General features: G+C 73.2%; 17 protein-coding genes, 2 rRNA genes and 1 pseudogene. 13 read left to right on the top strand and 7 right to left on the bottom strand.

Going from position 1 to position 25,625, the window contains the following annotated elements; all coding sequences use genetic code 11:
• A 23S ribosomal RNA gene (locus FH715_RS02850) occupies positions 1–107 on the top strand; the annotation flags it as partial.
• Between the two features lie 61 nt (positions 108–168).
• Positions 169–285 (top strand): 5S ribosomal RNA (gene rrf, locus FH715_RS02845).
• Between the two features lie 122 nt (positions 286–407).
• Here rrf and FH715_RS02840 read toward each other — a convergent pair.
• From FH715_RS02840 to FH715_RS02820, 5 genes are read right to left on the bottom strand one after another with little or no spacing between them, the layout of a single operon-like run.
• Positions 408–1,715 (bottom strand): DUF58 domain-containing protein, encoded by a 1,308-nt coding sequence (locus FH715_RS02840; RefSeq protein ID WP_139640355.1) that lies wholly within the window; start codon positions 1,713–1,715, stop codon positions 408–410.
• Positions 1,715–2,683 (bottom strand): AAA family ATPase, encoded by a 969-nt coding sequence (locus FH715_RS29265; RefSeq protein WP_139640354.1) that lies wholly within the window; start codon positions 2,681–2,683, stop codon positions 1,715–1,717. Before FH715_RS29265 ends, FH715_RS02840 begins: the two co-directional genes overlap by 1 nt.
• Positions 2,680–3,909 carry a DUF4350 domain-containing protein gene (locus FH715_RS02830; RefSeq protein ID WP_170184604.1) on the bottom strand — a complete coding sequence of 410 codons (1,230 nt, stop codon included), beginning with the start codon at positions 3,907–3,909 and terminating at the stop codon, positions 2,680–2,682. The genes FH715_RS29265 and FH715_RS02830 overlap by 4 nt, the downstream gene beginning before the upstream one ends.
• Positions 3,906–4,565 (bottom strand): DUF4129 domain-containing protein, encoded by a 660-nt coding sequence (locus FH715_RS02825; protein WP_139640352.1) that lies wholly within the window; start codon positions 4,563–4,565, stop codon positions 3,906–3,908. Before FH715_RS02825 ends, FH715_RS02830 begins: the two co-directional genes overlap by 4 nt.
• 4 nt (positions 4,566–4,569) lie before the next feature.
• Positions 4,570–5,787: a glycerophosphoryl diester phosphodiesterase membrane domain-containing protein gene (locus tag FH715_RS02820; RefSeq protein ID WP_139640351.1), complete on the bottom strand. Its 1,218-nt coding sequence runs from the start codon at positions 5,785–5,787 to the stop codon at positions 4,570–4,572.
• 176 nt (positions 5,788–5,963) lie between these two features.
• On the opposite strand from FH715_RS02820, the gene mtnA reads away from it, so the two are divergent.
• The 7 genes and pseudogenes from mtnA to FH715_RS02785 all read left to right on the top strand — a co-directional run.
• A complete protein-coding gene (gene mtnA / locus FH715_RS02815; protein WP_139640350.1) occupies positions 5,964–7,058 on the top strand; it encodes an S-methyl-5-thioribose-1-phosphate isomerase in 1,095 nt (364 codons plus the stop codon).
• Positions 7,055–7,732, top strand: a complete 678-nt coding sequence (mtrA, locus tag FH715_RS02810) for a two-component system response regulator MtrA (RefSeq protein ID WP_139640349.1) — start codon at positions 7,055–7,057, stop codon at positions 7,730–7,732. Before mtnA ends, mtrA begins: the two co-directional genes overlap by 4 nt.
• Positions 7,733–7,853: 121 nt before the next feature.
• Positions 7,854–9,584, top strand: a complete 1,731-nt coding sequence (mtrB, locus tag FH715_RS02805) for an MtrAB system histidine kinase MtrB (RefSeq protein ID WP_425472651.1) — start codon at positions 7,854–7,856, stop codon at positions 9,582–9,584.
• Positions 9,571–11,403 carry an LpqB family beta-propeller domain-containing protein gene (locus tag FH715_RS02800; RefSeq protein ID WP_139640347.1) on the top strand — a complete coding sequence of 611 codons (1,833 nt, stop codon included), beginning with the start codon at positions 9,571–9,573 and terminating at the stop codon, positions 11,401–11,403. Before mtrB ends, FH715_RS02800 begins: the two co-directional genes overlap by 14 nt.
• A 168-nt stretch (positions 11,404–11,571) precedes the next feature.
• Complete coding sequence (locus tag FH715_RS02795; RefSeq protein ID WP_139640346.1) at positions 11,572–12,276, top strand: ComF family protein; 705 nt, start codon at positions 11,572–11,574, stop codon at positions 12,274–12,276.
• 299 nt (positions 12,277–12,575) lie between these two features.
• Complete coding sequence (gene hpf, locus FH715_RS02790) at positions 12,576–13,268, top strand: ribosome hibernation-promoting factor, HPF/YfiA family (RefSeq protein WP_139640345.1); 693 nt, start codon at positions 12,576–12,578, stop codon at positions 13,266–13,268.
• Between the two features lie 116 nt (positions 13,269–13,384).
• A pseudogene (locus FH715_RS02785) lies at positions 13,385–14,116 on the top strand (response regulator); the annotation flags it as partial.
• A gap of 78 nt (positions 14,117–14,194) precedes the next feature.
• Here FH715_RS02785 and FH715_RS02780 read toward each other — a convergent pair.
• The gene (locus tag FH715_RS02780) at positions 14,195–15,388 is read right to left on the bottom strand and encodes a winged helix-turn-helix domain-containing protein (protein WP_139640344.1); all 1,194 of its coding nucleotides are present in this window, start codon (positions 15,386–15,388) and stop codon (positions 14,195–14,197) included.
• Between the two features lie 131 nt (positions 15,389–15,519).
• On the opposite strand from FH715_RS02780, the gene secA reads away from it, so the two are divergent.
• Entirely contained in the window at positions 15,520–18,345 is a 2,826-nt protein-coding gene (secA, locus tag FH715_RS02775; protein ID WP_139640343.1) for a preprotein translocase subunit SecA, read from the top strand.
• A 125-nt stretch (positions 18,346–18,470) separates the two neighbouring features.
• Here secA and FH715_RS02770 read toward each other — a convergent pair whose 3' ends face one another.
• Positions 18,471–18,902 carry an Rv3235 family protein gene (locus tag FH715_RS02770; protein ID WP_139640342.1) on the bottom strand — a complete coding sequence of 144 codons (432 nt, stop codon included), beginning with the start codon at positions 18,900–18,902 and terminating at the stop codon, positions 18,471–18,473.
• Between the two features lie 205 nt (positions 18,903–19,107).
• Here FH715_RS02770 and FH715_RS02765 point away from each other — a divergent pair, with 205 nt between their 5' ends.
• From FH715_RS02765 to FH715_RS02755, 3 genes are all read left to right on the top strand, one after another.
• Positions 19,108–19,611 (top strand): DUF6912 family protein, encoded by a 504-nt coding sequence (locus FH715_RS02765; RefSeq protein WP_139640341.1) that lies wholly within the window; start codon positions 19,108–19,110, stop codon positions 19,609–19,611.
• A gap of 46 nt (positions 19,612–19,657) precedes the next feature.
• A complete protein-coding gene (locus FH715_RS02760) occupies positions 19,658–20,356 on the top strand; it encodes an HAD family hydrolase (protein WP_139640340.1) in 699 nt (232 codons plus the stop codon).
• A gap of 255 nt (positions 20,357–20,611) precedes the next feature.
• Positions 20,612–25,570: an NAD-glutamate dehydrogenase gene (locus FH715_RS02755; RefSeq protein WP_139640339.1), complete on the top strand. Its 4,959-nt coding sequence runs from the start codon at positions 20,612–20,614 to the stop codon at positions 25,568–25,570.
• The last annotated feature ends 55 nt before the right edge of the window (positions 25,571–25,625 follow it).

The raw sequence follows: 25,625 nt of genomic DNA, 5'->3' as shown, positions 1-25,625 counted from the left end.
ACTTGATGGGGTAAGGCTCCCTGGAGACCACGGGGTTGATAGGCCGGAGATGGAAGCCTAGTGATAGGTGGAGTTGACCGGTACTAATAGGCCGAGGGCTTGTCCATAGATGCTCGCGTCCACTGTGTTTTTTCTGGCTGACTGCCGAGGGAATGTCCTTTTTAGGGTTCCGGTGGTCATGGCGGAGAGGAAACGCCCGGTTACATTCCGAACCCGGAAGCTAAGCTCTTCAGCGCCGATGGTACTGCATGGGGGACCGTGTGGGAGAGTAGGACGCCGCCGGACAATTATTTGAATAAGGCTGAGGGGCCTCACGAAAATCAGTTTTCGTGAGGCCCCTCAGCCTTTTCTGTTTCTCCCCCCGGATACCGCATTCCGTCCGAACACCGTCCGAATGTCGCCCCCGCTCACAGCCTGCCGGTCGCCTTGAGCGTCAGATAGGCGTCGGCGAGGGCCGGTGCCAGGTTCGAGGGGGTGGCCTCGACGACGGTGACGCCCAGGCCGCGGAGACGTTGGGCCGTCTGCTGGCGTTCGGCACGGTGGTGCGCCGCGGCGGCGGCCTCGTAGACCGCGGTCACCGTGGACCGCCCGGACTCCAGCGCCTCGACCCGGGGGTCGGCCGCCGCCGCCACCAGCACCGCGTGGCGTTCCGTCAGTCGGGGCAGCACCGGCAGCAGTCCGGCCTCGACCGGGGCCGCCTCCAGGCCGGTGAAGAGCACGAGCAGCGACTGGCGGGGCGCCCGCGCCAGAGCCGTCGCCGCCAGCGCCGAGGTGTTCGTCTCCACCAGCCGGGGCTCCAGAGCGGCGAGCGCCGCCACCGTGGCCGGCAGCACGTCGGAGCCGGTGCGGCCCCGCACCGAGGCACGTACCTCCCGGTCGAAGGCCAACAGGTCGACCCGGTCGCCCGCGCGGTTGGCCAGCGCCGTCAGCAGCAGCGCCGCGTCCATCGCCGCGTCCAGCCGTGGCACGTCCCCGACGCGCCCCGCCGAGGTGCGGCCGGTGTCCAGGACCAGCAGCAGATGCCGGTCGCGCTCCGGGCGCCAGGTGCGGACGGCGACGGAGGAACGGCGGGCGGTGGCGCGCCAGTCGATGGAACGGACGTCGTCACCCGGCACGTAGTCGCGCAGGCTGTCGAACTCCGTTCCCTCGCCTCGCGTCAACACCGAGGTGCGGCCGTCGAGTTCGCGCAGCCTGGCCAGCTTCGCCGGCAGATGGCGGCGGCTGGTGAACGGCGGCAGCACCCGCACGGTCCACGGCACCTCGTGGCTCCCCTGACGCGCCGCCAGGCCCAGCGGGCCGTGCGAGCGGACCGTGACACGGACGGCGCGGTGGTCGCCCCTGCGGGTCGGGTGGAGCGTGGTGGTGAGCCGGCGGCGTTCCCGCGGCGGCACGGTGAGCCGGTGACGGGCGGCGGCGAACGCGGTGCCCGGCTGCCAGGAGCTGGGCGGCCAGGCGTCGCGCAGCTCGGCGCGGAGCGGGCGGCCTTCGGGATTGGTGACGGTCAGCCGCACCTCGGCCGTCTCGCCCAGCCGGGCGGAGGTGTCGCCGTCGCGGGTCAGCCGCAGCGCGCGCACCGGCGCGGCCCTGGCCAGGTCGTAGAGAACGCCGGCCAGCAGCGGAAGACCCACGGCGAGCACGCCGTGCCAGCCGGGCAGCAGTCCCACGACCAGCGCGCCCAGCGCGGCGATCAGCGCGGTGCGGCCGGTGAGGGCCATCAGCGGGGGACCGGGACGCGGGCGAGCAGGCCGGTGAGGACCCGGTCGGCGGTGACGCCCTCCATCTCGGCCTCGGGACGGGGCCGGACGCGGTGGCGGAGGGTCGGCAGGGCGAGGGCCTTGACGTCGTCGGGGGTGACGAACTCGCGCCCCGAGAGCCAGGCCCAGGCGCGGGCCGTCGCCAGCAGCGCGGTCGCGCCGCGCGGCGAGGTGCCCAGCGCGAGCGAGGGCGAGTCCCTGGTGGCGCGGCAGAGGTCGACGACATAGCCGGCGATCTCCTGGGAGACCGCGACCCCGGCGACGGCGGCACGGGCGTTGGCCAGGTCGGCGGCCCCGGCGACGGGGCGGACGCCGGCGGCGGCCAGGTCGCGGGGGTCGAAGCCGGCCGCGTGGCGGGTCAGCACGTCGACCTCCTGCTCGCGGGAGGGCAGCGGCAGCGTCAACTTCAGGAGGAAGCGGTCGAGTTGCGCCTCGGGCAGCGGATAGGTGCCCTCGTACTCGACGGGGTTCTGGGTGGCGGCGACCATGAACGGGTCGGGCAGCGGGCGCGGCTCGCCGTCCACCGTGACCTGGCGTTCCTCCATGGCCTCCAGCAGCGCGGCCTGGGTCTTGGGCGGGGTGCGGTTGATCTCGTCGGCGAGCAGCAGATGGGTGAAGACGGGTCCCGGCTGGAAGGAGAACTCGGCGCTGCGGGTGTCGTAGACCAGCGAGCCCGTGACGTCGCTCGGCATCAGGTCGGGGGTGAACTGGACGCGCTTGGTGTCGAGTTCGAGCGCCGTGGCGAGGGTGCGGACCAGCAGGGTCTTGGCGACGCCTGGCACGCCTTCGAGGAGCACGTGCCCCCGGCAGAGGAGCGCCACGACCAGGCCGGTGACGGCGGCGTCCTGGCCGACGACGGCCTTGCCGATCTCGGCGCGCAGGGACTCCAGCACCGCGTGCGGGGCTTCGGCTGATGGTGCGGCGGTCACGTGCGTGGCTCCTCGCCTGTCGGGGGATCGTCGGGGGGTGATGCGGTGGCGGGTTCGTCGGTGACGCGGCGTTCGAGTGCGTCGAGCGCGTCGGCGAGCCGGACCAGGGCGCGGTCGTCCTCCGGGGCGGGGCCGAAGAGCAGGGCGCGGACCTCGGCCGCCGAGGTGCCGGTGTGGGCGGCGACGGCGGGTGGCAGCGCCTCGTCGTCGTGGGTGTCGGCGTGGGCGACGCCGGCGACGGGGGCGAGGCGGGCACGCGTGGCGGCGCGCAGGGCGTCGGCGGCCTGGGCCCTGGCGTGGGTGCGGTGGTAGAGGCGGGCGCGGCCCTCGACGGTCTCGGCGGCGGGCACGGTGGCGGGCAGCGGCTCGGTGACCACGGGGCCGAGGCGGCGGGCGCGCCAGAGGGCGGCGAGTGCGGCGGCGACGCCGAGTTGCAGGGCGGCCCAGCGCCAGCCGGGGGGCAGCAGGTCGGTGACGGAACGCCGTTCGTCGGCGGCCGGTGCCTCCTCGCCGCTGGGCAGGTACCAGACGAGTCGCGGGTGGGATCCGAGGAGTTGGAGGGCGAGGGAGGCGTTGCCGGCCTCGTCGAGGCGGTCGTTGGTGAGGATGTCGGGGGAGCCGAGGAGCACGGTCTCGCCGGTCGGGGTGGGAACGGTGGCGAGGGTGGCGGTGCCGCCGGCGGGGTAGCAGTCGGCGGCCTCGGTGGTGCCCTCGGGGAGCGCGTAGCGGTAGCCGCCGAGGCGGGCCTCGCCGGCGCGTTGGGCGGCCGGCCAGGCGCAGCGCGGGGCGCGTTCCTCGGCCTCGACCGGCGGGGCGACGGTGACCCGGGGGGCGAAGGCGGCGGTGGCCTCGGGGCCGGGGGCGACGAGCACGGTGCGGGTGGCGGCGTCCTCGGCGGCGCGGCGCAGGGTGTCGCGGGCGGTGGGGGTGAGTGCCTCGGGCTGGGCGACCAGCAGGGTGCTGTCGGGGCCGAGGGCCTCGGCCGCCTCGGCGGCGGTGGTGGCGAGGGTGGTGGTGACGCCTCGTTCGTCGAGGAGTTCGGCGACGGCGCGGCTGCCCTGGGGGACGCTGGCGCGGGGGTGGAGGGCGCCGCTCTCGCCCGAGTTGAGGACGGCGAGCAGCAGCCCCGCGAGTACCAGGGCGACGGCGCCGATGGCGAACGGGCGGGCGCGGCGCAGCAGTTGGCGTGCGTCGGGGGAGACGGCGGTGTCCGCGGGCGCCGTCACGGGGTGGTCCAGCCGGCGGCGGCGAGGTCGGGGGTGGCGCGGCGCGCCTCGTCGTCGAGGGCGGCGAGGCGGGCGTGGTCGTCGGCGGTCGCGGGGTGTTCGCCGTAGGCGACGGCGTCGAAGAGTGCGGCGGCGTCGTGGAGGCGGGTGCCGAGCGTGGGGAGGGCGCGGGCGGCCTCGGCGGCGGCCTCGGTCGCGGTGCGGCCGGGGCGTGGGTCGAGGAGGGCGCGTTCCTCCAGCGCGCGGACGAGGGCGCGCATCCGTTCGCGGACGGCTTCGGACCAGCGGCCGGCGGCGGCGTGCGCCTCGGCGGCGGCGCGGTGTTCGGCCGCGGTGCGGGGCTCGTCGGTGAACAGGGCCCGGTCGGCGCGGGGGCCGGCGGCGGTGCGCAGGGCGCCGAGGCGCAGGCGGACGGCGACGAGGACGGCGACCAGGATCAGCACGATGACCAGGAGTCCGAGCCAGCCGCCCGGGGTGTGGAAGGCGGCCGACTCCAGGACCCCGAAGAGGCGTTCCCAGAGCCAGTCCCAGACGCGGCGGAAGAGGCCGGGCTCGTGCCGGGTGTAGACGTCCTGGGAGAGTTCGCGTTCGGCGGCCTCCCTGGCCGGGTCGCTGGGCACGGTGAGCGGGGGGCCCACCTCGTCCGCCGAACGCACGGGGTCAGCGCTCCGGGCCGTCGTGGTCGGGGCCCGCGTTCCCGGGGCCGGTGTCCGCGGGGCCGGGGTCCCCTTCGCGGGTGAGGCCGGCGGCGCGGGCGAGTTCCAGGTCGAGGGCCTCGCGGCGGATGCGCTGGTCGATGTAGAGCAGTGCGGTGACGCCGGCGCTGATGGGGAGGGTGATGGTGGCGGCGATGACCGCGCCGATCCCGGAGAGGATCAGATAGGTCCACGTCATGTCGCCGATGTCGCCGGTGAGGGAGCTGGTGCCCTCGCCGTCGATGAAGCCGGCGATCGCGGTCGCGGGGAACTCGATGATGCCGCTGACGACGACGACCAGCAGCAGCATCAGCAGCTGGATGCCGAAGATCCGCCACCAGGTGCCCTCGACGAGCTTGGCCGAGCGGCGCAGGGAGGCGAGGACGCCCTGGCGTTCCAGCATCAGGGCGGGCGCGGCCAGGGAGAGCCTGACGTAGAGCCAGACGGCGAGGACGGCGCCGCCGACGACGCCGAGCGCCGCGAGGCCCGCGCTGCCGGAGAGGGCGAGGGCGAACGCGGGGACGGCGACGGCGAGTACGGCCAGGAGGGGGACGAGCAGCACGACGCCGAGCAGCGGGAGGAGGCGGCTGCGGGAGTCGCCCCAGGCCTCTTCGAGGGTGACGCCGCGGCCGAGGACGGCGCGGCTGACGACCATGGTCAGCATGGCGGTCGCGAGGACGCTGCCGAGGAGGGTGACGACGCCGGTGACCGAGGTGAACGCGGCGAGGTCGCCGAGGGCCTGGCGCAACTCCTCGTCGGTCGGGTCGGGGTTGTTCTCCAGGGCGTCCAGTCCCTCGCTGTCGCTGAGGAAGAGGCGCATGGCGAGGGTGGCGGCGACCTGGGTGACGATGGCGATGGCCAGGCTGATGAGCAGTACGGTGCGCCAGTGGGCGCGGGCGGTGGAGACGGCGCCGTCGAAGAGTTCGCCGAGGGCGAGGGGGCGCAGCGGGACGACGCCCGGCTTGGGGGCCAGCGGCGTCGGGCCCCGGCCGCCCCAGCCGGGGGGCGGGGCCTGGCCCCAGCCGCCGGGGGCCTGTCCCCAGCCCTGGGGCGGGCCGCCGGCCGGTGGCGTGGGGCCCTGGGGCGGGGGGTCCTGTCGCGGGCCGTTGTCCGGGTCACGCGGGCCGTTGTCCGGGTCAGGGGACGGGGACCCGGGCGAGGTCCAGCCCGGCTTGTCGCTCACGGTTGCTCCCTTGTGGTGTGGTTTACGGGGGGATTGCCCCTTGCGGCCGTGTGCCGGTCCCGCCGTTGCCGTTTTCCTGGCGCCCATCGTGCCATGGAGGTGGTGCCGGGGGGCTGGCCGTGTGCGTCGGGGGTTCGCGCCTTCTCCCGGCGGGGGGTGGGCGGCAGACTGGGGCGATGGCTGATCTGAGAGTCCCGACCCTGCGCTGGGCCGAGCCGCCCGAGGGTCCCGTGCTGTTGTTGCTCGACCAGACGCGACTGCCCTCGGAGGAGGTGGAGTTGACGGTCACTGACGTTCCGGGGTTGGTGGCGGCCATTCAGTCGCTGGCGGTGCGGGGGGCGCCGGTGCTGGGTGTCGCCGGCGCGTACGGGGTGGCGTTGGCCGCGGCGCGCGGCTTCGACGTGGGGGATGCGGCGCGGTCGTTGGCGGAGGCGCGGCCGACCGCGGTGAACCTCGGGTACGGGGTGGCGCGCGCGGTCGCCGCCCACGAGGCGGCCGGCGGCGCGGGGGAGGTGGCGGCAGCGGCGGCGTTGGCCGAGGCGCGGGCGCTGCACCGGGAGGAGGTCGAGGACAGCGAGCGGATGGCGGCGCTGGGGCGTGAGTTGCTGGGCGAGTTGCTGCCGGGCGGCAGGTACCGGCTGCTGACGCACTGCAACACGGGCGCCCTGGTCTCCGTCGGTGGCGGGACGGCGTTCGCGGTGGCGCGCGCGGCGCACCGGGCGGGGGAGTTGCGGCGGCTGTGGGTGGACGAGACGCGCCCGTTGTTGCAGGGGGCGCGGCTGACCGCGTGGGAGGCGGCGCGGGAGGGGATGCCGTACACGGTGCAGGTGGACGGGGCCGCGGGGTCGCTCTTCGCTGCGGGTGAGGTGGACGCGGTGGTCGTGGGGGCGGACCGGATCGCGGCCGACGGGGCGGTGGCGAACAAGATCGGCACCTACGGTCTCGCGGTGCTGGCGCGGCATCACGGGGTGCCGTTCGTGGTGGTGGCGCCGGTGTCCACGGTGGATCTGGGGACGCCGGACGGCGCGGCGATCCGGATCGAGCAGCGGCCGGGGCACGAGGTGACGGAGCTGGCTCCCGGGGTGCCGGTGGCGCCGGTGGGGGCGCAGGCGTACAACCCGGCGTTCGACGTGACGCCGCCGGAGCTGGTGACGGCGGTGGTGACGGAACGTGGTGTGGTGGCTCCGGTGGATCACGGTCGGCTGGCTGAGGTGTGTTCCAGATCACGTTCATATGAGGCGCCATCGGGCAATGGGATGATGGGCCCATGAAGGGACGCGTACTCGTCGTCGATGACGACACCGCGCTGGCGGAGATGCTGGGCATCGTGCTGCGTGGGGAGGGGTTTGAACCGTCGTTCGTTGCGGACGGGGACAAGGCGTTGGCGGCCTTCCGGGAGATCAAACCGGATCTGGTGCTGTTGGACCTGATGCTTCCCGGACGGGACGGCATCGAGGTCTGCCGGCTGATCCGGGGCGAGTCCGGGGTGCCGATCGTCATGTTGACGGCCAAGAGCGACACCGTTGACGTGGTGGTGGGCCTTGAGTCGGGCGCCGACGACTACATCGTCAAGCCGTTCAAGCCGAAGGAGCTGGTCGCCCGCATCCGGGCCCGGCTGCGGCGTTCCGAGGAGCCGGCGCCGGAGCAGTTGGCCATCGGCGACCTGGTGATCGACGTCGCGGGGCACTCGGTGAAGCGCGGCAGTCAGACGATCTCGTTGACGCCGCTGGAGTTCGACCTGCTGGTGGCGCTCGCGCGCAAGCCGTGGCAGGTGTTCACGCGCGAGGTCCTGCTCGAACAGGTCTGGGGCTATCGGCACGCGGCGGACACCCGGCTGGTGAACGTTCACGTCCAGCGACTGCGCTCCAAGGTGGAGCGGGACCCGGAGCGTCCCGAGATCGTGGTGACCGTGCGAGGCGTGGGCTACAAGGCCGGAACGAGCTGAGGTGTCCGACCGGGTGTGGTGGCGTGGTTCCCGGCTGTTGTCCGAAGGGGCGAACAGCGGCCGGGCGCAGCCAGCCATCCGGATCTTCGGGCGGGTGGCGCGCGGTCCGCTGCTGTCGGTGATGCGGCTGTGGCGGCGGAACATCCAGCTGCGGGTGGTCGCCAGCACGCTGCTGCTGTCGATGGCCGTGGTGCTGGTGCTGGGCGTCGTGGTCGTGGGGCAGGTGCGCAACGGGCTGCTGGAGGCGAAGCGGCAGACGGCGCAGAGCCAGGCCGACGGCGGCTTCGCCGTGGCGGAGGACCTGGCGGTCGACGCCGACGAGCGGGGCGACAGCGGCGCCGCGCCGGCCGTCGACGCGGGCACCTGGCTCAACAACATCGTGGAGCAGCTGGCCAGCGGCGGGCAGGGCGTCTACTACGTGGTGGCGCTCAGCTCCGACCAGGTGCCGTTCGGCCCGGACGACGGCCCGGCGCCGCCGCGGGGCACGCGCTCCATGGGCGACATCCAGGCGGCGGAGAGCATCTCGGCCGAGATGCGGCAGTCCCTCGACGGGTCGTCGACGACCTACCGCCAGTACGGCACGGTGGTGCGCGAGAACGGCGAGACCGAGGCCGCGCTGATCATCGGCAAGCGGCTGCCGGACAACGAGGGCAACCAGTACCAGCTGTACTACCTCTTCCCGTTCACCCAGGAGGAGAAGTCCCTCAGCCTGGTCACCGGCACGCTCGCCACGGCCGGGCTGTTCCTCGTGGCGCTGCTGGGCGCGATCGCGTGGCTGGTGGTGCGGCAGGTGGTGACCCCGGTGCGGATGGCGGCGGGGATCGCCGAGCGGCTGGCGGCGGGGCGGCTCCAGGAACGGATGAAGGTCAGCGGCGAGGACGACATTGCCCGGCTCGGCGAGTCGTTCAACAAGATGGCGCGCAACCTCCAGACGCAGATCCAGCAGCTGGAGGAGCTGTCGCGGATGCAGCGCCGCTTCGTCTCCGACGTCTCGCACGAGCTGCGGACGCCGCTGACGACGGTGCGGATGGCGGCCGACCTGATCCACGAGGCGCGCGGCGACTTCGAGCCGGCGACGGCCCGCTCGGCCGAGCTGCTGCTGAGCCAGCTGGACCGGTTCGAGTCGTTGCTGGGCGACCTGTTGGAGATCAGCAGGTTCGACGCGGGCGCCGCGCATCTGGAGGCGGAGCCGACGGACCTGCGGGACGTGGTGCACCGGGTCGTCGAGGGCGCCGAGCCGCTGGCCGAGCGGAAGGGCGGGCGGCTGCTGGTGCGCGGCGACGGGGCGCCGGTGGTGGCGGAGGTCGACCCGCGCCGCATCGAGCGGGTGCTGCGGAACCTGGTAGTCAACGCGATCGAGCACGGCGAGGGCGGAAACGTGGTGGTGCGGCTGGCCGCCGGCCGGGACGGGCAGGCCGTCGCGGTCGCGGTGCGGGACTACGGCATCGGCCTGCGGCCGGGCGAGGCGGAACGGGTCTTCAACCGTTTCTGGCGCGCCGACCCCGCGCGGGCGCGGACGACGGGCGGCACCGGTCTCGGGCTCTCCATCGCCACCGAGGACGCGCGGCTGCACGGCGGGCTGCTGGAGGCGTGGGGCGAGCCGGGCGGCGGGGCGCAGTTCCGGCTGACGCTGCCGTGCACGGTGGGCGCGCGCCCGCGCCGTTCGCCGCTGCCACTGGAGCCGGACGACTCGCGGGCGCGCCGGGCGGTGCGCTCCGGGGCGATCGCGGGGGCGCGCGCCATTTCGGCGGGCGCCGCCGAGGGGAACGGGCATCCGGTCGGTCGCGACCCGGGGTCCTCGGCGTCGAGCGGCGCGTCGAGCGGCGGGGAGGGCGGCCATGAACAGCGGTGAGCGGCGTCGGCGTTGGCCGGCGGCGGCGGTGGCCTCGGTGCTGCTCCTCGCGGGCTGCGCCTCGATGCCGAGCGGCGGCTCGGTGCAGGGGGTCGACTCCTCGCAGCGCGCGGAGAGTGAGTCCCAGGTGCGGGTCGACGGCGTCAGTCCCGCGGAGGACGCCTCCCCGCAGGAGATCGTGCAGGGCTTCCTTGAGGCGACGACCAGCGACGACGCCGAGTACGAGACGGCCAGGGAGTATCTGACGCCGGAGCGGCGCGAGCTGTGGGACCCGTTCGACAGCACGACGGTGCTGACGACGGCGGTCGACACGGGCGTGCCGGAGGTGGACGTCGACGAGGACACCCGGGGTGAGCTGCGCCGGATCGAGATCTCGGGGACGCGACTGGCCGAGGTCGACGACGGGCACGTCTACCGGCCCAGGGAGGGCGAGTTCCGCACCCTGCTCACGCTGCGGCGCGACGAGGGGCAGTGGCGGATCGACACGCTCCCCGACGGCCTGGTCATGGGCGAGCCGGACTTCCGACGGATCTACCACGCGGTCAACACGTACTACTACGCCGACCTCAGCTCCGAGCCGGAGCGCGCGGAGCGGGGCGGCGGCGTGCTGGTGCCGGACCCGATCTATGTGCGGCGGCGGGTGGAGCCCGTCTCGGAGAGCGTGCGCACCCTGCTGGCCGGTCCGAGCGACTGGCTGAGCCCGGTGGTCTCCTCGGAGTTCCCGCCGGACGTCGAGCTGACCGGCGGCGGTGTCAGCATCGACGGCGAGGGCGAGTTGGGCGTGCGGCTGGCGGGGGTGCCGGAGGACTGGCCGAAGTCGCGGTGCCAGCGGATGGCGGCGCAGCTGCTGCACACCGCGCAGGACGTGGCCTCCGTCGAGATCAAGGAGGCCAGGCTCAGGACGCGTTCGGGCGACGAGCTGTGCGAGCGGAAGGCCCAGGAGGCGCCCGAGGCGCCCCGGTACGAGCCGGGGCTCCTCGACGGCGGCATGGCGCAGGGCTACTACGTGGACGGCGACGAGCGGCTGGTGTCGCTCGCCGAGGACTACGACGAGAAGCCGTTCCCGGTCGACGGGCCGCTGGGCCAGCCGGGCGCCGGGCTGCGCAGCGCCGCCGTCAGCCGGGACGGGGAACGCGCTGCCGGGGTGAGCACCGACGGTTCGACGCTGCTGGTGGGCCCGTTGGACGACGAGGAGACCGCGGCGACGGAGCTGGTGCTGAGCACGGCGGAGGGCGACGGGCTGACCGCGCCCAGCTGGGACGGACTCGGCGACCTGTGGCTCGCCGACCGGGACGCCGCCGAGCCCGAGCTGCTGAGGCTGAGCGACGGCGAGGGCGCGCCGCGCGGCGTGCCGGTGGAGGGACTGGGCGAGGGGCAGCGGATCGAGGCGCTGCGACTGGCGCCCGACGGGGTGCGGATCGCGATGCTGGTCGGCGACGGCGAGCGCAGCAGCCTCCAGATCGGGCGCGTCGAGCGGGCCAGGACCGACGAGGGGGTCGCCATCACCGTCAACGAGCTGCGCCCGGTGGCGCCGCAGTTGGCGGACACGGTGGCGGTCTCCTGGGCGGGGGACAGCGGGCTGGTGGTGGTCGGCCGCCCGGTCGACGGGGTCGAGCAGATCAGCCATGTGGAGACGGACGGGTCGACGAGCGGCGGGCCCAGCGTGCCGGGGCTCAACGACGTGCGGGCCGTCGCGGCGACCGAGGAGGACGCGCTGCCGATGCTCGCCGAGACGGGCAACCGCATCGCGCGGCTGAGCGAGGACGGTCAGTGGAAGCTGGTCGCCGAGGTGGGGCAGGGGCCGTTCTACCCGGGGTGAGGACTACCCGGGCTGTCTCCGTTTCCCCGGTCTCCCCGGTCTTCTTTGTGTGGGGCGGCGTGCGTGTGCGCGTGAGCGTCGTCCGGCGTTGACGGGGGCTCCCCGTTTCGGGGGAAACGGAGGGTGAACTCCGTTGCGCCGCGCGGGTGATGGGCCACGGTGGTGCCCATGCGCGGATGGTGGCGGGAGATCGCGGCCCTGGTGCTGCCCACGGAGTGCGCCGGCTGCGGCCGGGGGCGCGAGGGCGTGTGCGAGGGCTGTGTCACGGAGTTGCGCGCCGGTCGGGCGCGGCGGGTGTTCCCGGTGCCGACACCGGCGGGGCTGCCGCCTGTGTGGGCGGCGGCGCCGTACGCGGACGCGGTGCGCGGGATGCTGCTGGCCCACAAGGAACGCGGAGTGCTGCCGCTGGCCCGCCCGTTGGGGGCGGCGCTGGAGCGCGCGGTGCTGGCCTCGGGCGCGGTGCGGCCGGGCGGGGACGCGGGGTGGGCGCTCGTTCCGGTTCCGTCGTCGCGGAGCGCGGTGGTCCGGCGCGGGCACGACCCGACGCGCCGGATCGCGTCGCGCGCGGCGGGCGCGCTGCGGGCGGGCGGGGTGCGCGCACGGGTGGTGCCGGCGTTGCGGCTGGTGCGGCCCGTGGTCGACCAGGCGGGGCTGCCGGGCAGGGCCCGCGCGGAGAATCTCGCGGGGGCGCTCGCCGTGCGGCCCGGCGCGCTGGCCGCCGGGGAGCGGGTGGTGCTGGTCGACGACGTGGTGACGAGCGGCGCCTCCCTCGCCGAGGCCGCCCGCGCGGTGCGCGCCCACGGGGCGCTGCCGGTCGCGGCGGCGGTGGTCGCCGGGCCGCTCTCGGCATGGGTCGGGCGTACGCGTGGGTAGGGGTGCCGGACCGGGGTGGTCAGCGGTACGTTCGAAGAAGAGCGGATATGCGCATTCCGCTTCGGAGCGGATGATCAGCCCGCCACAACTACAGATGCCCATATGTTCGCGAAGGATCGACTTCCGACCATCACCCCGTTGCTGGAGGGGGTGTCGATCTTCCTCCCCGGGGAAGAGGAGGTGAAAGTCGTAACCCCGTCGTAACGTCGGGCAGGGGCCGTGGACACCGGCCCGCCCGGCGAAAGTGCACCAAGGAGGTGCCCCACCCCAGCGTGGGGCAGTCCGGGAACGGAGTTCACGTGGACATCGTCGTCAAGGGCCGCAAGACCGAGGTACCGGAGCGCTTCCGTCGCCATGTGGCCGAGAAGCTGAAGCTTGACAAGATCCAGAGGATCGACGGCAAGGTGACCCGTCTCGACGTGGAGGTGTCCAAGGAGCCCAACCCCCGCCAGGCGGACCGTTCCGACCGGGTCGAGATCACGATGCGCCACCGTGGCCCCGTGGTGCGGGCCGAGGCGTCCGCCGCCGACCCGTACGCGGCGCTCGACCTCGCGGTGGAGAAGCTGGAGTCCCGGCTGCGCAGGGAGAACGACAAGCGCACCTCCCGCAGGGGACGCGGGCGCATCCCGGCCAGCGCGGTCGCCGACGTGGTGCCCGACGCGGCGCCGCTGAACGGCCACGGGATGCTGCCGGCGCAGACCCCCGAGCCGGACGAGGTGCCGGTGCGGAGGATGGGCCCGGTGGTGGTGGAGGGCGACGGTCCGCTGGTGGTCAGGGAGAAGACCCACACCGCCGCCCCGATGGGCCTGGACCAGGCGCTCTACGAGATGGAGTTGGTCGGGCACGACTTCTATCTCTTCGTCGACATCGAGACCAAGCAGCCCAGCGTGGTCTACCGGCGCCACGCGTACGACTACGGCGTGATCCGGCTGGAGACCGACCCGTTGGGCGAGGTCGCGCCGGAGGGCGCGGGCGGCACGCTGGGCGCCTGAGGGCGCGCCGCACCTGACACGCGCACCCCTTGGCCGGATCGTGGATCCGGCGGGGGGTGTCGCCATGGAATCATGGGGTGGCCGAGTGTGGTGAACCGGCCAGGGGGAGGGATTCGATGGTGGAGACGTTCGGACCCAGAATGCCCAGGGGACGGCCGTCCCCCCGGGGCGAGCGGGAACCGGAGGCCGAGCGCGAGCCGATCCGGGTCCTGGTGGTGGACGACCACGAGCTGTTCCGGCGGGGGCTGGAGATCGTGCTCGCGCAGGAGTCCGACATCGAGGTCGTCGGGGAGGCCGGCGACGGCGCCGAGGCGGTGGAGAAGGCGGCGGACCTGCTGCCCGACATCGTGTTGATGGACGTGCGGATGCCCAGGCGCGGCGGCATCGAGGCGTGCACCTCGATCAAGGAGGTCGCCCCCAGCGCGCGGATCATCATGCTGACCATCAGCGACGAGGAGGCCGACCTCTACGACGCGATCAAGGCGGGGGCGACCGGCTATCTCCTGAAGGAGATCTCCACCGACGAGGTGACCGCCGCGATCCGCGCCGTGGCCGACGGCCAGTCGCAGATCAGCCCCTCGATGGCGGCGAAGCTGCTCACCGAGTTCAAGTCGATGATCCAACGCACCGACGAGCGGCCCCTGGTCCCCGCGCCACGGCTGACCGACCGGGAGCTGGAGGTCCTGAAGCTGGTGGCCACGGGGAAGAACAACCGGGACATCGCCAAGGAGCTGTTCATCAGCGAGAACACGGTCAAGAACCATGTGCGGAACATCCTGGAGAAGCTCCAGCTCCACTCCCGCATGGAGGCCGTCGTCTACGCGATGCGCGAGAAGATCCTGGACCTGGAGACGGGCGGGACCTCCGGCGGGGAGGGCCGGACGCCGACCCGCCGGACGTCGCCCCGCCGGACGCCTTCCTGAGTCCTAGGGCAGGGCCGCGGTCAGCGGGGCGGCCAGCTCCGCCGGGGTGCAGCGCTCCACCCGCACCTGGTCGCAGCCGACCCATCCGGCCGCCTCGACCAGCGCCCGCGCCATCGCCGGCACCGCCTTCCGCGCCTGGTGCGTCTGCCCCTCGAACGCCGCGTGCCTGGCGACCAGCGTGCGGCCCTCGCGCGCCGGGTCGACCCGGCCCAGCAGCCGGCCCCCGGCCAGCAGCGGCATCGCGAAGTACCCGTATATCCGCTTGGGCCGGGGGACATACGCCTCCAGCCGGTGGTAGAAGCCGAAGATCCGCTCCGTGCGCGGCCGGTCCCACACCAGCGAGTCGAACGGCGACAGCAGCGTCGTGCGGTGGCGCCCGCGCGGTGGGGCCGCCAGCGCCGCCGGATCGGCCCAGGCGCGGTGCCGCCGGCCCTGCGACTCCGGCTCCGGCCAGCCGGCGACCGTCACCGGCACCAGGCCCGTGGACTCGATCACCGCCTCCACCTCGGCGCCCTTCAGCCGGTGGTAGTCGGCGAGATCCGCCTGGGTGGCCACCCCCATCGCGGCACCCGCCTGGGTGACCAGCTGTCGCAGGCACTCCTCGTCGTTCAACCGATCGTGGTAAAGCGGCTCGGGCAGGGCGCGTTCGGGAAGGTCGTAGACGCGCTTCCAGCCGCTTCGCCGCGTGACCACCACGTCGCCCAGCGCCAGCGCCCGCTCCACGGCGACCTTGCTCTCACTCCAGTCCCACCACAGCCCGCCGTTCTTCGCGCCGCCCAGCTCGGTCGCCGTCAACGGGCCCTCGGCGCGCAGCTGGTCGAGCACCTGCCGGTAGGCGGCCTCCGGCACGTCGTGCGACCAGTTGGTGCGGGCGCGGTAGGCGCGGCGGCGGAAGGCGAAGAGCGGCCACTCCTCGACGGGCAGCACGCACGCCGCGTGCGACCAGTACTCGAAGGCGGTCCGCCCCGACCAGTACGCCTCCTCGACGGCGGGTCGGCCGACCGCGCCCAGCCGGGCGTAGGGCAGCAGCTCGTGGGAGCGGGCCAGCACGGAGATCGTGTCCAGCTGCACGGCGCCGAGGCCGCGCAGCACCCCGCGCACCCCGGCCCGGCGGTCGGGGGAGCCCAGCAGGCCCTGGGCGCGCAGGGCGATACGGCGGGCCTCGTCGGCGGAGAGCGACAAAACAGCGGCAGTCATGGGGGGATCGTAGGGCCGACCACTGACACCCGTGTGGGCGCTCGCTTACCATGGCCGGTGCGGCGGGGCCATTCCGCTGTGCCCGCGATCCCATGTCGCGCCAGGCCCGACCGGCAAGGAGACCAGCCCTCGTGTCCGTCTTCAACAAGATCATGCGTGCAGGCGAAGGCAAGATCCTGCGCAGGTTGCAGCGCCTCGCCAAAGAGGTCAACTCGATTGAAGAGGACTTCGTCGATCTGACGGACGCCGAGCTTCGGGCTCTGACGGACGAGTACAAGCAGCGTCACGCCGACGGCGAGAGCCTGGACGACCTGCTGCCCGAGGCGTTCGCCACGGTGCGCGAGGCCGCCAAGCGCGTGCTCAAGCAGCGCCACTACGACGTGCAGTTGATGGGCGGCGCCGCGATGCACCTCGGCTATGTGGCCGAGATGAAGACCGGTGAGGGCAAGACCCTCTCGGGCACGCTGCCGGCGTATCTGAACGCCATCTCCGGCAAGGGCGTCCACATCATCACGGTCAACGACTACCTCGCGCAGCGTGACTCCGAGTGGATGGGCCGGGTGCACCGCTTCCTCGGCCTGTCGGTCGGCTGCATCACCGGCGGGATGCGTCCGGCGCAGCGCCGTGAGCAGTACGCCTGCGACATCACCTACGGGACCAACAACGAGTTCGGCTTCGACTACCTGCGCGACAACATGGCGTGGTCGAAGGACGAGCTGGTGCAGCGCGGGCACAACTTCGCCACCGTCGACGAGGTGGACTCCATCCTGGTCGACGAGGCCAGGACGCCGTTGATCATCTCCGGCCCGGCCGACCAGGCCACCAAGTGGTACGCGGACTTCGCCAAGCTGGCGCAGCGCCTGGAGAAGGGCGAGCCGGCCGTCCCCACCCGCCAGGAGCCCGAGACGGGCGACTACGACGTGGACGAGAAGAAGCGCACGGTCGCCATCCACGACGCCGGCGTCAGCAAGGTCGAGGACTGGCTGGGGATCGACAACCTCTACGAGTCGGTCAACACCCCGCTCGTCGGCTATCTGAACAACGCCATCAAGGCGAAGGAACTGTTCAAGAACGACAAGGACTACGTCGTCATGGACGGCGAGGTCGTCATCGTCGACGAGCACACCGGCCGCATCCTCGCCGGCCGGCGGTACAACGAGGGGATGCACCAGGCCATCGAGGCCAAGGAGGGGGTGAAGATCAAGGACGAGAACCAGACGCTCGCCAAGATCACCCTCCAGAACTACTTCCGCCTCTACAACCGGCTCTCCGGCATGACCGGTACGGCGATGACGGAGGCCGCCGAGTTCCACCAGATCTACAAGCTCGGCGTCGTCCCGATCCCGACCCACCGCCCGATGGCCCGCGTCGACCAGGCCGACCTGATCTACCGCACCGAGCCGGCGAAGTTCGCCGCCGTGGTGGAGGACATCGTCGAGCGCCACGAGAAGGGCCAGCCGGTGCTGGTCGGCACCACCTCGGTGGAGAAGTCCGAGTACCTCTCCCAGCAGCTCAACAAGCGGGGCGTGCGCCACGAGGTGCTCAACGCGAAGAACCACGAGCGGGAGGCGGCGATCGTCGCCAAGGCGGGCCGCAAGGGCGCCGTCACCGTCGCGACCAACATGGCCGGCCGCGGCACCGACATCAAGCTCGGCGGCAACCCGGACGACATCGCCGAGCAGGAGCTGCGCGCCAAGGGGCTGGACCCCGTGGAGCAGGCCGAGGAGTGGGCGGCGGAGCTGCCCGCCGCGCTGGAGCGGGCCGAGCGGTCGGTGGAGACCGAGTTCGAGGAGGTCACCTCGCTCGGTGGGCTCTACGTGCTGGGCACCGAGCGCCACGAGTCCCGCCGGATCGACAACCAGCTGCGCGGTCGTTCCGGCCGGCAGGGCGACCCGGGCGAGTCCCGCTTCTACCTGTCGCTCGGCGACGACCTGATGCGGCTCTTCAAGGCGCAGATGGTCGAGCGCGTGATGGCCATGGCCAACGTGCCGGACGACGTCCCGATCGAGAACAAGATGGTGACGCGCGCGATCGCCTCCGCCCAGGGGCAGGTCGAGCAGCAGAACTTCGAGATCCGTAAGAACGTGCTCAAGTACGACGAGGTGCTGAACCGGCAGCGCGAGGTCATCTACGACGAGCGGCGCCGCGTGCTCTCCGGGGAGGACCTCCAGGAGCAGGTCGGCTACTTCATGGACGACACCATCGAGGCGTACGTCCAGGCGGAGACCGTCGAGGGCTTCGCCGAGGAATGGGACATGGACCGGCTCTGGGGCGCGTTCAAGCAGCTCTACCCCGTGCAGGTCACCGTGGAGGACCTGGAGGAGGAGTCCGGCGGCCGGGACGGGCTGACGCCCGAGTTCCTCACGGACTCCGTCAAGGACGACATCCACGAGCAGTACAGCCGCCGCGAGGAGGAGCTGGGCTCCGAGGTGATGCGGGAGCTGGAGCGCCGCGTGGTGCTCTCCGTGCTGGACCGGAAGTGGCGCGAGCACCTCTACGAGATGGACTACCTCCAGGAGGGCATCGGGCTGCGCGCGATGGCGCAGCGCGACCCGGTCGTCGAGTTCCAGCGTGAGGGCTTCGACATGTTCACCGCGATGCTGGAGGGCATCAAGGAGGAGTCGGTCGGCTACCTCTTCAACCTGGAGGTCCAGGTCGAGCGGCAGGTCGAGCAGGTGCCGGTGCGGGGCGAGGCGGAGAAGGAGGCGGAGACCGAGGGCGGTCTGGAGTCCGCGCCCGCCGGCGCGCGCCCGGCGATCCTCGCCAAGGGCCTCGAAGCGCCCAAGCCCGCCCAGGGGCTGCGGTACTCGGCGCCGACGGTGGACAGCGCCGGGGGCGTCGTCGAGGGCGACTTCACCGCCGAGGACGCGGCGCCCGCCGCCACCAGCAGCGGCCAGGGGCAGACCCGCGCCGAGCGGCGCAAGGCCCAGAAGGGCGGCCGTCGCCGCAAGAAGTGACGCCGGGAGGGAGCCGGCCGGCGAGGCCGGCGCCCTCCGGCCCGACCGCCGAAGGCGCGGAAGGGGGCGTGTCCCACACGGGGCGCGCCCCCTCGTCGTGCGCGCTCCCGGCCGACGGCGGGAGGTCACGGGACCGTGTCCAGCTCGACGGCGACGCAGCGCCAGCCGCCCGGGCGCTGTTCGAGCCGGAACGCCAGGGCCCTGGTGCGGTCCCCGACGCTGAACACCGCGCACGCCTCGATCGCGGCGCTGCTGGGGCGGGAGCCGCGCACCACGCGCAGCGCCGGGGTCGGCTCGCCCTCGGTGGGGCGGAGCGGGGCGAGCGGCGCCAGCCGGACCAGCCGCTCGTAGGCCGGGTCCCGCACATGGCCGAGCAGCGCGGTGACCGGCCGTTGGCCGCTGAGGACCAGCAGCAGCTGGCGGGCGAACCACTCCTGTGGGCGCGCCGGCGAGCGCCCGCCCCGCCGCGGCTCCGGCCTCCTCGGGTCGGTGCGTCGACCTCCGGGCCCGGTCGGCCGGGGGCCGCGATGGGCCCCTGGGCCCCGATGACTGGCCATGGCAGCTCGTACCTTTCCCCCGCGCCGCGTGATGCTACCGATGAGTTCTACTGACAAGTAACGAATGCGGAGTGTAATCAAGTCCCCACTGTCGGGCAAGAGTTGACCGGAGCGCGCGGAGGGGGACGGCGGGGCGCGAGGGGGGCTCGCGCGCCCCCTGGTAGGGTGAGGCGGCCTTCAGGCCCAGGAAGGAAGCGTCGGTTCAGTGCGCGTCTACATTCCCCTCACGCTCTCCGGGCTCGCTCGGCTCCACAACGCCAGGGAGATCGCCCCGGCCCCCCTCACCGCCTACGCCGTCACGCCCGCGCTGCGCGAGTGGTATCTCTCGGGCAACGAGGAGGAGTTGGAGTACGCGGCGCTGAGCAGGGCGGCCGTGGCCTCGTTGCGGCTGGTCGCCACCGAGCTGGGGGTGGCCAGGAGGCGCGTCGTGGTGGCCGCCGAGGTGCCGGACGGGGTGGCGTTCGCCGACCCCGACGTGGCGCTGACCGGCGAGGCGTTGGGCGAGGTCCGGCTCACCGAGGCGGTCCCGCTGGCCTGGCTGGCCGCGCTGCACGTGGACGCCGAGGACGCCGCCGAGGCCGTCGCCGCGGCGGCCGGCGCGGTGGGCGCCGCCGACCAGGGCGACGACGACGCCAGCTTCGTGGTGGACGGCGCCGCCGACCACGAACTGCTCTGGTACGGCGTTCAGGAGCTGGACCAGCTGCTCTGACGCCGGGCCCTGCCGCGTTGTCAGTGCCCCGTCGTAGTGTGCGGGCATGGCTTCTTCGCAGGACCCGACCCCGCGACCCGACACGGTGCCCCACCTCGTCTGGGACTGGAACGGCACGCTGCTGCACGACATCGAGATCGTCCTCGCGGCGACCAACGCGGCCTTCGCCGAGGTCGGGATAGCCGGCCTGACCCTGGAGCGGTACCGCGACCTGTACTGCGTCCCGATCAGCGAGTTCCAGCGCCGGGCCCTGGGGCGGGCGGTCACCGCCGAGGAGGGGCGGGCGCTGGACGAGGCGTTCCACCGGCACTACTTCGCCCACTCCGACACGGCCGCCCTCGCCGACGGCGCCGCCGACCTGGTCACCGGCTGGACGCGCGCCGGGCGGACGCAGTCCGTGTGCTCGCTGGCGGAGCACGACCGGCTGGGTCCCTGGCTGACCCGGCTGGGCATCGCCGAGCACTTCGTGCGCGTCGACGGCAGCAGGGACGCGGGCCCCTCGGTCGGCAAGGCCGCCCAGATGGCCCGGCATCTGGCGGCCCTGACGGGGGTCGACCCGGCGCGGGTGGTGGTCATCGGCGACGCCGCGGACGACGCGCGGGCGGCGGCCCACGCGGGCGCCAAGGCCGTGCTGTACACGGGTGGTTCGCACAGCCGGCGGAGTCTGTCCGGCGCCGGCGTGCCGGTGGTCGACACCCTCGCGGAGGCGGTGTCCGTCGCGCAGGAGGTGGTGCGCCGCGGCTGACGCGCCGGCGCATGGCGACCGGCGCCCGTTCGCGTCGCGAGACGGGGCGATAGCCTGGGAGCGTGTTCAGTGCGATAGCCGCCTGCCTCCGCACGGGAGGCAACGTGGCCTCTCTCGGCGTCTCCGCCAGCTCGGCGGCCGGCCTGTCGACTGACTTCCCCCTCGGTACCACCGGAAGCATCCCAGCCATCCGAGCGAGCGCTGTCCGGTGACCGTTACTCGACGTCACGCGACGGTGCGCGACAGGAGCAGGACATGCACAGCAAGCTGGACGAAGCCAAGGACGAACTGCTGGCGCAGGCGGCCCAGGTGGCCGACCACGGCCCCAACCAGGGGCAGCCGCCGGCGCACGGGATGGACCCGGACGCGCTGCGCGCTTACCTGCGGCGCTACTACCTCTTCATCGCTCCCGAGGACATGACCGAGCGCGACCCGGTCGACCTCTACGGCGCTGCCCTCGCCCACCACCGGCTCGCCGCCGAGCGCCCGCAGGGCACGGCCAACGTCCGGGTCTACACGCCCTCCGTCGACGAGATCGGCTGGACGTGCACCCACACGGTGGTCGAGGTGGTCACCGACGACATGCCGTTCCTGGTGGACTCCGTCACCAACGAGCTGTCCCGTCAGGAGCGCGGCATCCATCTGGTGGTCCACCCGCAGGTCGTGGTCCGCCGCGACGTCACCGGCCGGATGCTGGAGGTGCTGGACACCGGGCGCGACCGCGAGGGCGCGGTCGACCCGGAGCAGCTGCCGCCGGACGCCGTGGTCGAGTCGTGGATCCACGTGGAGATCGACCGGGAGACCGACCGGGACCAGGCCCAGCAGGTCGAGGCCGACCTGCGGCGGGTCCTGGGCGACGTGCGCGAGGCCGTCGAGGACTACCAGAAGATGCGCGCCACCGCGTTGCGGATCGCCGAGGGGCTCTCCGAGGAGACGCTGCCCGAGGAGCTGGGCCGGCAGGACGTCGACGAGGCGTCCGAGCTGCTGAGCTGGCTGGCGGCCGACCACTTCACCTTCCTGGGGTACCGCGAGTACGAGCTGGCCAGGGAGGACGACGGCGGCGGCTCCGACGAGCTGCTCCCCGTGCCCGGCACGGGGCTGGGCATCCTCCGCTCCGACCCGCCCTACCCGGCGCCGGGCGAGGACCATCCCGCCTCCTCCGCCGCGTTCAACCGGCTCTCCCCGACGGCCAGGGCCAGGGCCAGGGACCCGAGGCTGCTGGTCCTGACGAAGGCCAACAGCCGGGCCACCGTCCACCGCCGTTCCTACCTGGACTACCTGGGCGTCAAGACCTTCGACGAGCAGGGCCGGGTCGTCGGCGAGCGCCGCTTCCTCGGGCTGTTCTCGGCCGCCGCCTACACCGAGTCGGTGCGCCGGGTGCCGGTGATCCGGCGGAAGGTCGCCGAGGTGCTCCAGGCCGCCGGCTTCACCGTGCAGAGCCACAGCGGTCGCGACCTGCTCCAGATCCTGGAGACCTACCCGCGCGACGAGCTGTTCCAGACCCCGGTGGAGACGCTGCGCAGCATCACCACCGCCGTGCTCCGGCTCCAGGAGCGTCGCCGGCTGCGGCTCTTCCTGCGGCAGGAGGACTACGGCCGCTACTACTCGGCGCTGGTCTACCTGCCGAGGGACCGGTTCACCACCTCGGTGCGGCTGCGGCTGCGGCAGATCCTCCTGGAGGAACTGGACGGCCAGAGTGTCGACTTCACCGCGTGGAACACGGAGTCCGTCCTTTCCAGGCTGCACTTCGTCATCAGGGTCGCGCCCGGCACCGAGCTGCCCGAGCTGACCGAGGCCGACCTGGACCGGATCGAGGCCCGGCTGGCCGAGGCGTCCCGCTCCTGGACGGACGGCTTCACCGACGCGCTGCTCGCCGAGTGCGGCGAGGAGCAGGCCGCCGACCTGGGCCGCCGCTACGCGCACGCGTTCCCCGAGGGGTACAAGGCGGACTTCCCGCCGCGCGCCGCCGTCGCCGACCTCCAGTACGTCATCGGGCTGCGGCCCGAGGAGGGCGCGGACTTCGCGCTCAGCCTCTACGAGCCGGTCAACGCCGGCCCGGGGGAGCGGCGCTTCAAGATCTACCGGATCGGCGAGCCGGTCACCCTCTCCGACGTGCTGCCGGTGCTCCAGCACCTGGGCGTCGAGGTGGTCGACGAGCGCCCCTACCAGCTGCGGCCGACCGAGGGCTCGCCCACCTGGGTCTACGACTTCGGGCTGCGGCTGCCGGAGGCGCTCGCCGACAGCCTGGGCGGCGGCGCCAGGGAGCGGTTCCAGGACGCGTTCGCCGCGGCCTGGACGGGCGCGGCCGAGGACGACGGGTTCAACGCGCTGGTGCTCACCGCCGGTCTCACCTGGCGCGAGGCGATGGTGCTGCGCGCCTACGCCAAGTACCTGTGGCAGGCCGGCGCCCGGTTCGCCCGGGAGAACATGGAGGCCACCCTCCGGCGCAACGTGCACACCACGCGCCTGCTGGTGAACCTCTTCGAGGCCCGGCACGCCCCGCAACGGCAGAGCGCCGGCCGGGAGTTGACGGACGGGCTGCTGGAGGAGCTGGACGGCGCCCTGGAGCAGGTGCAGAACCTGGACGAGGACCGCATCCTGCGCGCGTTCCTGACCGTGATCAAGGCGACCCTGCGGGTCAACTACTTCCAGCACGACTCCCGTGGCCGCCCGCACGCCTATCTGTCGATGAAGCTCGACCCGCAGGCGATCCCCGAGCTGCCCGAGCCGCGCCCCGCGTTCGAGATCTGGGTGTACTCGCCGCGCGTCGAGGGCGTGCACCTGCGCTTCGGCAAGGTCGCCAGGGGCGGGCTGCGCTGGTCGGACCGCAGGGAGGACTTCCGTACCGAGATCCTGGGCCTGGTGAAGGCCCAGGAGGTGAAGAACACGGTGATCGTGCCGGTGGGCGCCAAGGGCGGCTTCGTCGGCAAGCGGCTGCCGGACCCGGCGGCCGACCGGGACGCGTGGCTGGCCGAGGGCATCGGCTGCTACCGCACGTTCATCTCCGGCCTGTTGGACATCACGGACAACCTGGTGGACGGGGAGGTGGTGCCGCCGGCCGACGTGGTCCGGCACGACGAGGACGACACCTATCTGGTGGTCGCCGCCGACAAGGGCACGGCCACCTTCTCCGACATCGCCAACGAGGTCGCCCAGTCCTACGGCTTCTGGCTCGGCGACGCGTTCGCCTCCGGCGGCTCCGCCGGGTACGACCACAAGGGGATGGGCATCACGGCGCGCGGCGCCTGGGAGTCCGTCAAGCGCCACTTCCGCGAGCTGGGACACGACACGCAGACCGAGCCGTTCACCGCGGCCGGGATCGGCGACATGTCGGGCGACGTCTTCGGCAACGGGATGCTGCTGTCGGAGGAGATCAGGCTGGTGGCCGCGTTCGACCACCGGCACATCTTCCTGGACCCCGACCCGGACGCGGCCGTCGGCTACGCCGAGCGGCGCCGGCTCTTCGAGCTGCCGCGTTCCTCCTGGGCCGACTACGACACCTCGCTGCTCTCCAAGGGCGGCGGCGTGCATCCGCGCGGCGCCAAGTCCATCGCGTTGACCCCCCAGGTCAGGGAGGCGCTGGACCTGCCGGAGAGCACGGTCTCCCTCACCCCGGCCGAGCTGATGCGCGCGATCCTGCGCGCGCCCGTCGACCTCCTGTGGAACGGCGGCATCGGCACCTATGTGAAGGCCGCGTCCGAGTCGCACGCCGACGCGGGGGACAAGGCCAACGACGCGATCCGCGTCAACGGCCGCGACCTGCGCGCCAAGGTGGTCGGCGAGGGCGGGAACCTGGGCCTGACCCAGCGCGGCCGGATCGAGTTCGCGCTCGCCGGCGGACGGTGCAACACGGACGCCATCGACAACAGCGCGGGCGTGGACACCTCCGACCACGAGGTCAACATCAAGGTGCTGCTGGACGCCGTGGTGGCGGCCGGCGACCTGACGGGCAAGCAGCGCAACGTGCTGCTCGCGGAGATGACCGACGAGGTCGGCGACCTGGTCCTGCGCAACAACTACGCGCAGAACGTCGCGCTGGCCAACGGCGAGGCCACGGCCTCCGGCCTGATCCTGGCGCACCAGCGGGTGATCAGCCGGCTGGGCGAGCGGGGGCTGCTGGACCGGGAGTTGGAGTTCCTGCCGTCGGACGACGAGATTCGTGAGCGGCGCGCCGCCGGGCACGGCCTCACCCAGCCGGAGCTGTCGGTGCTGCTGGCCTACGGCAAGCTGACCACCACGGCCGAGCTGCTGGCCACCGAGCTGCCGGACGACGCCTATGTCGGGCAGCTGCTGCGGGCGTACTTCCCCGGCGCCCTGCGGGAACGATTCCCCGAGCTGATCGAGCGGCACGCGCTGCGCCGCGAGATCATCACCACGGTGCTGGTCAACGACACGCTGAACGTGGCGGGTTGCACCTTCGTCCACCGGATGCAGGAGGAGTCGGGGGCGTCCACCGAGGAGATCGTGCGGGCGCACACCGTCGCCCGGGACATCTTCCGGCAGGCCGAGATCTGGGACACCGCCGAGCGGCTGGACAACGAGGTGTCGGCCGACACCCTCACCCGCATCCGGCTGCACTCCCGCCGGCTGGTGGAGCGCGGCGCCCGCTGGCTGCTCAACAACCGCCCGCAGCCGTTGCGGCTGGCGGAGAACACGGAGCTGTTCGGCGAGCGGGTCGGCCTCGTCTGGGCCGAGCTGCCGAGCCTGCTGCGCGGCCGTGAGCTGGACCATCTCGACGCGCAGCACGCCGAGTTGGCCGAGGCCAAGGTGCCGGACGAGCTGGCGCGGCGGGTGGCGGGGCTGTCCGCCGTCTTCTCCGCGCTGGACATCGTGGCGGTCGCCGACCGCACCGGTCGCGAGCTGCTCGACGTGGCCGAGGTGTACTACCACCTCAGCGACGAGCTGAGCATCTCCCGGCTCCAGGAGCGGATCAGCGAGCTGCCACGGCTGGACCGCTGGCAGTCGATGGCGCGCACCGCGATCCGGGAGGACCTGTACGCGGCGCACCAGCTGATCGCCGCCGACGTGCTGGCCGCCGGCGGTCCCGAGGCCACGCCCGAGGAGCGGTTCGCGGCCTGGGCCGACCGCAGCGCCGCCGTGCTCGGCCGGGCGAGGGCGACGCTGCACGAGATCCAGTCCTCGGACAGCTTCGACCTGGCCAACCTCTCGGTGGCGATGCGGACGATGCGCACCCTGCTGCGCAGCAACCGCTGACCCGGACGCACGAACGACGGTGGGCCGGCCCCGGGATCTCCCGGGACCGGCCCAC

This window comes from Streptomyces sedi (genome assembly GCF_006335015.1).
Classification (GTDB): Bacteria; Actinomycetota; Actinomycetes; order Streptomycetales; family Streptomycetaceae; genus Streptomyces; species Streptomyces sedi.
This window is presented reverse-complemented; position numbering and strand designations above follow the sequence as displayed.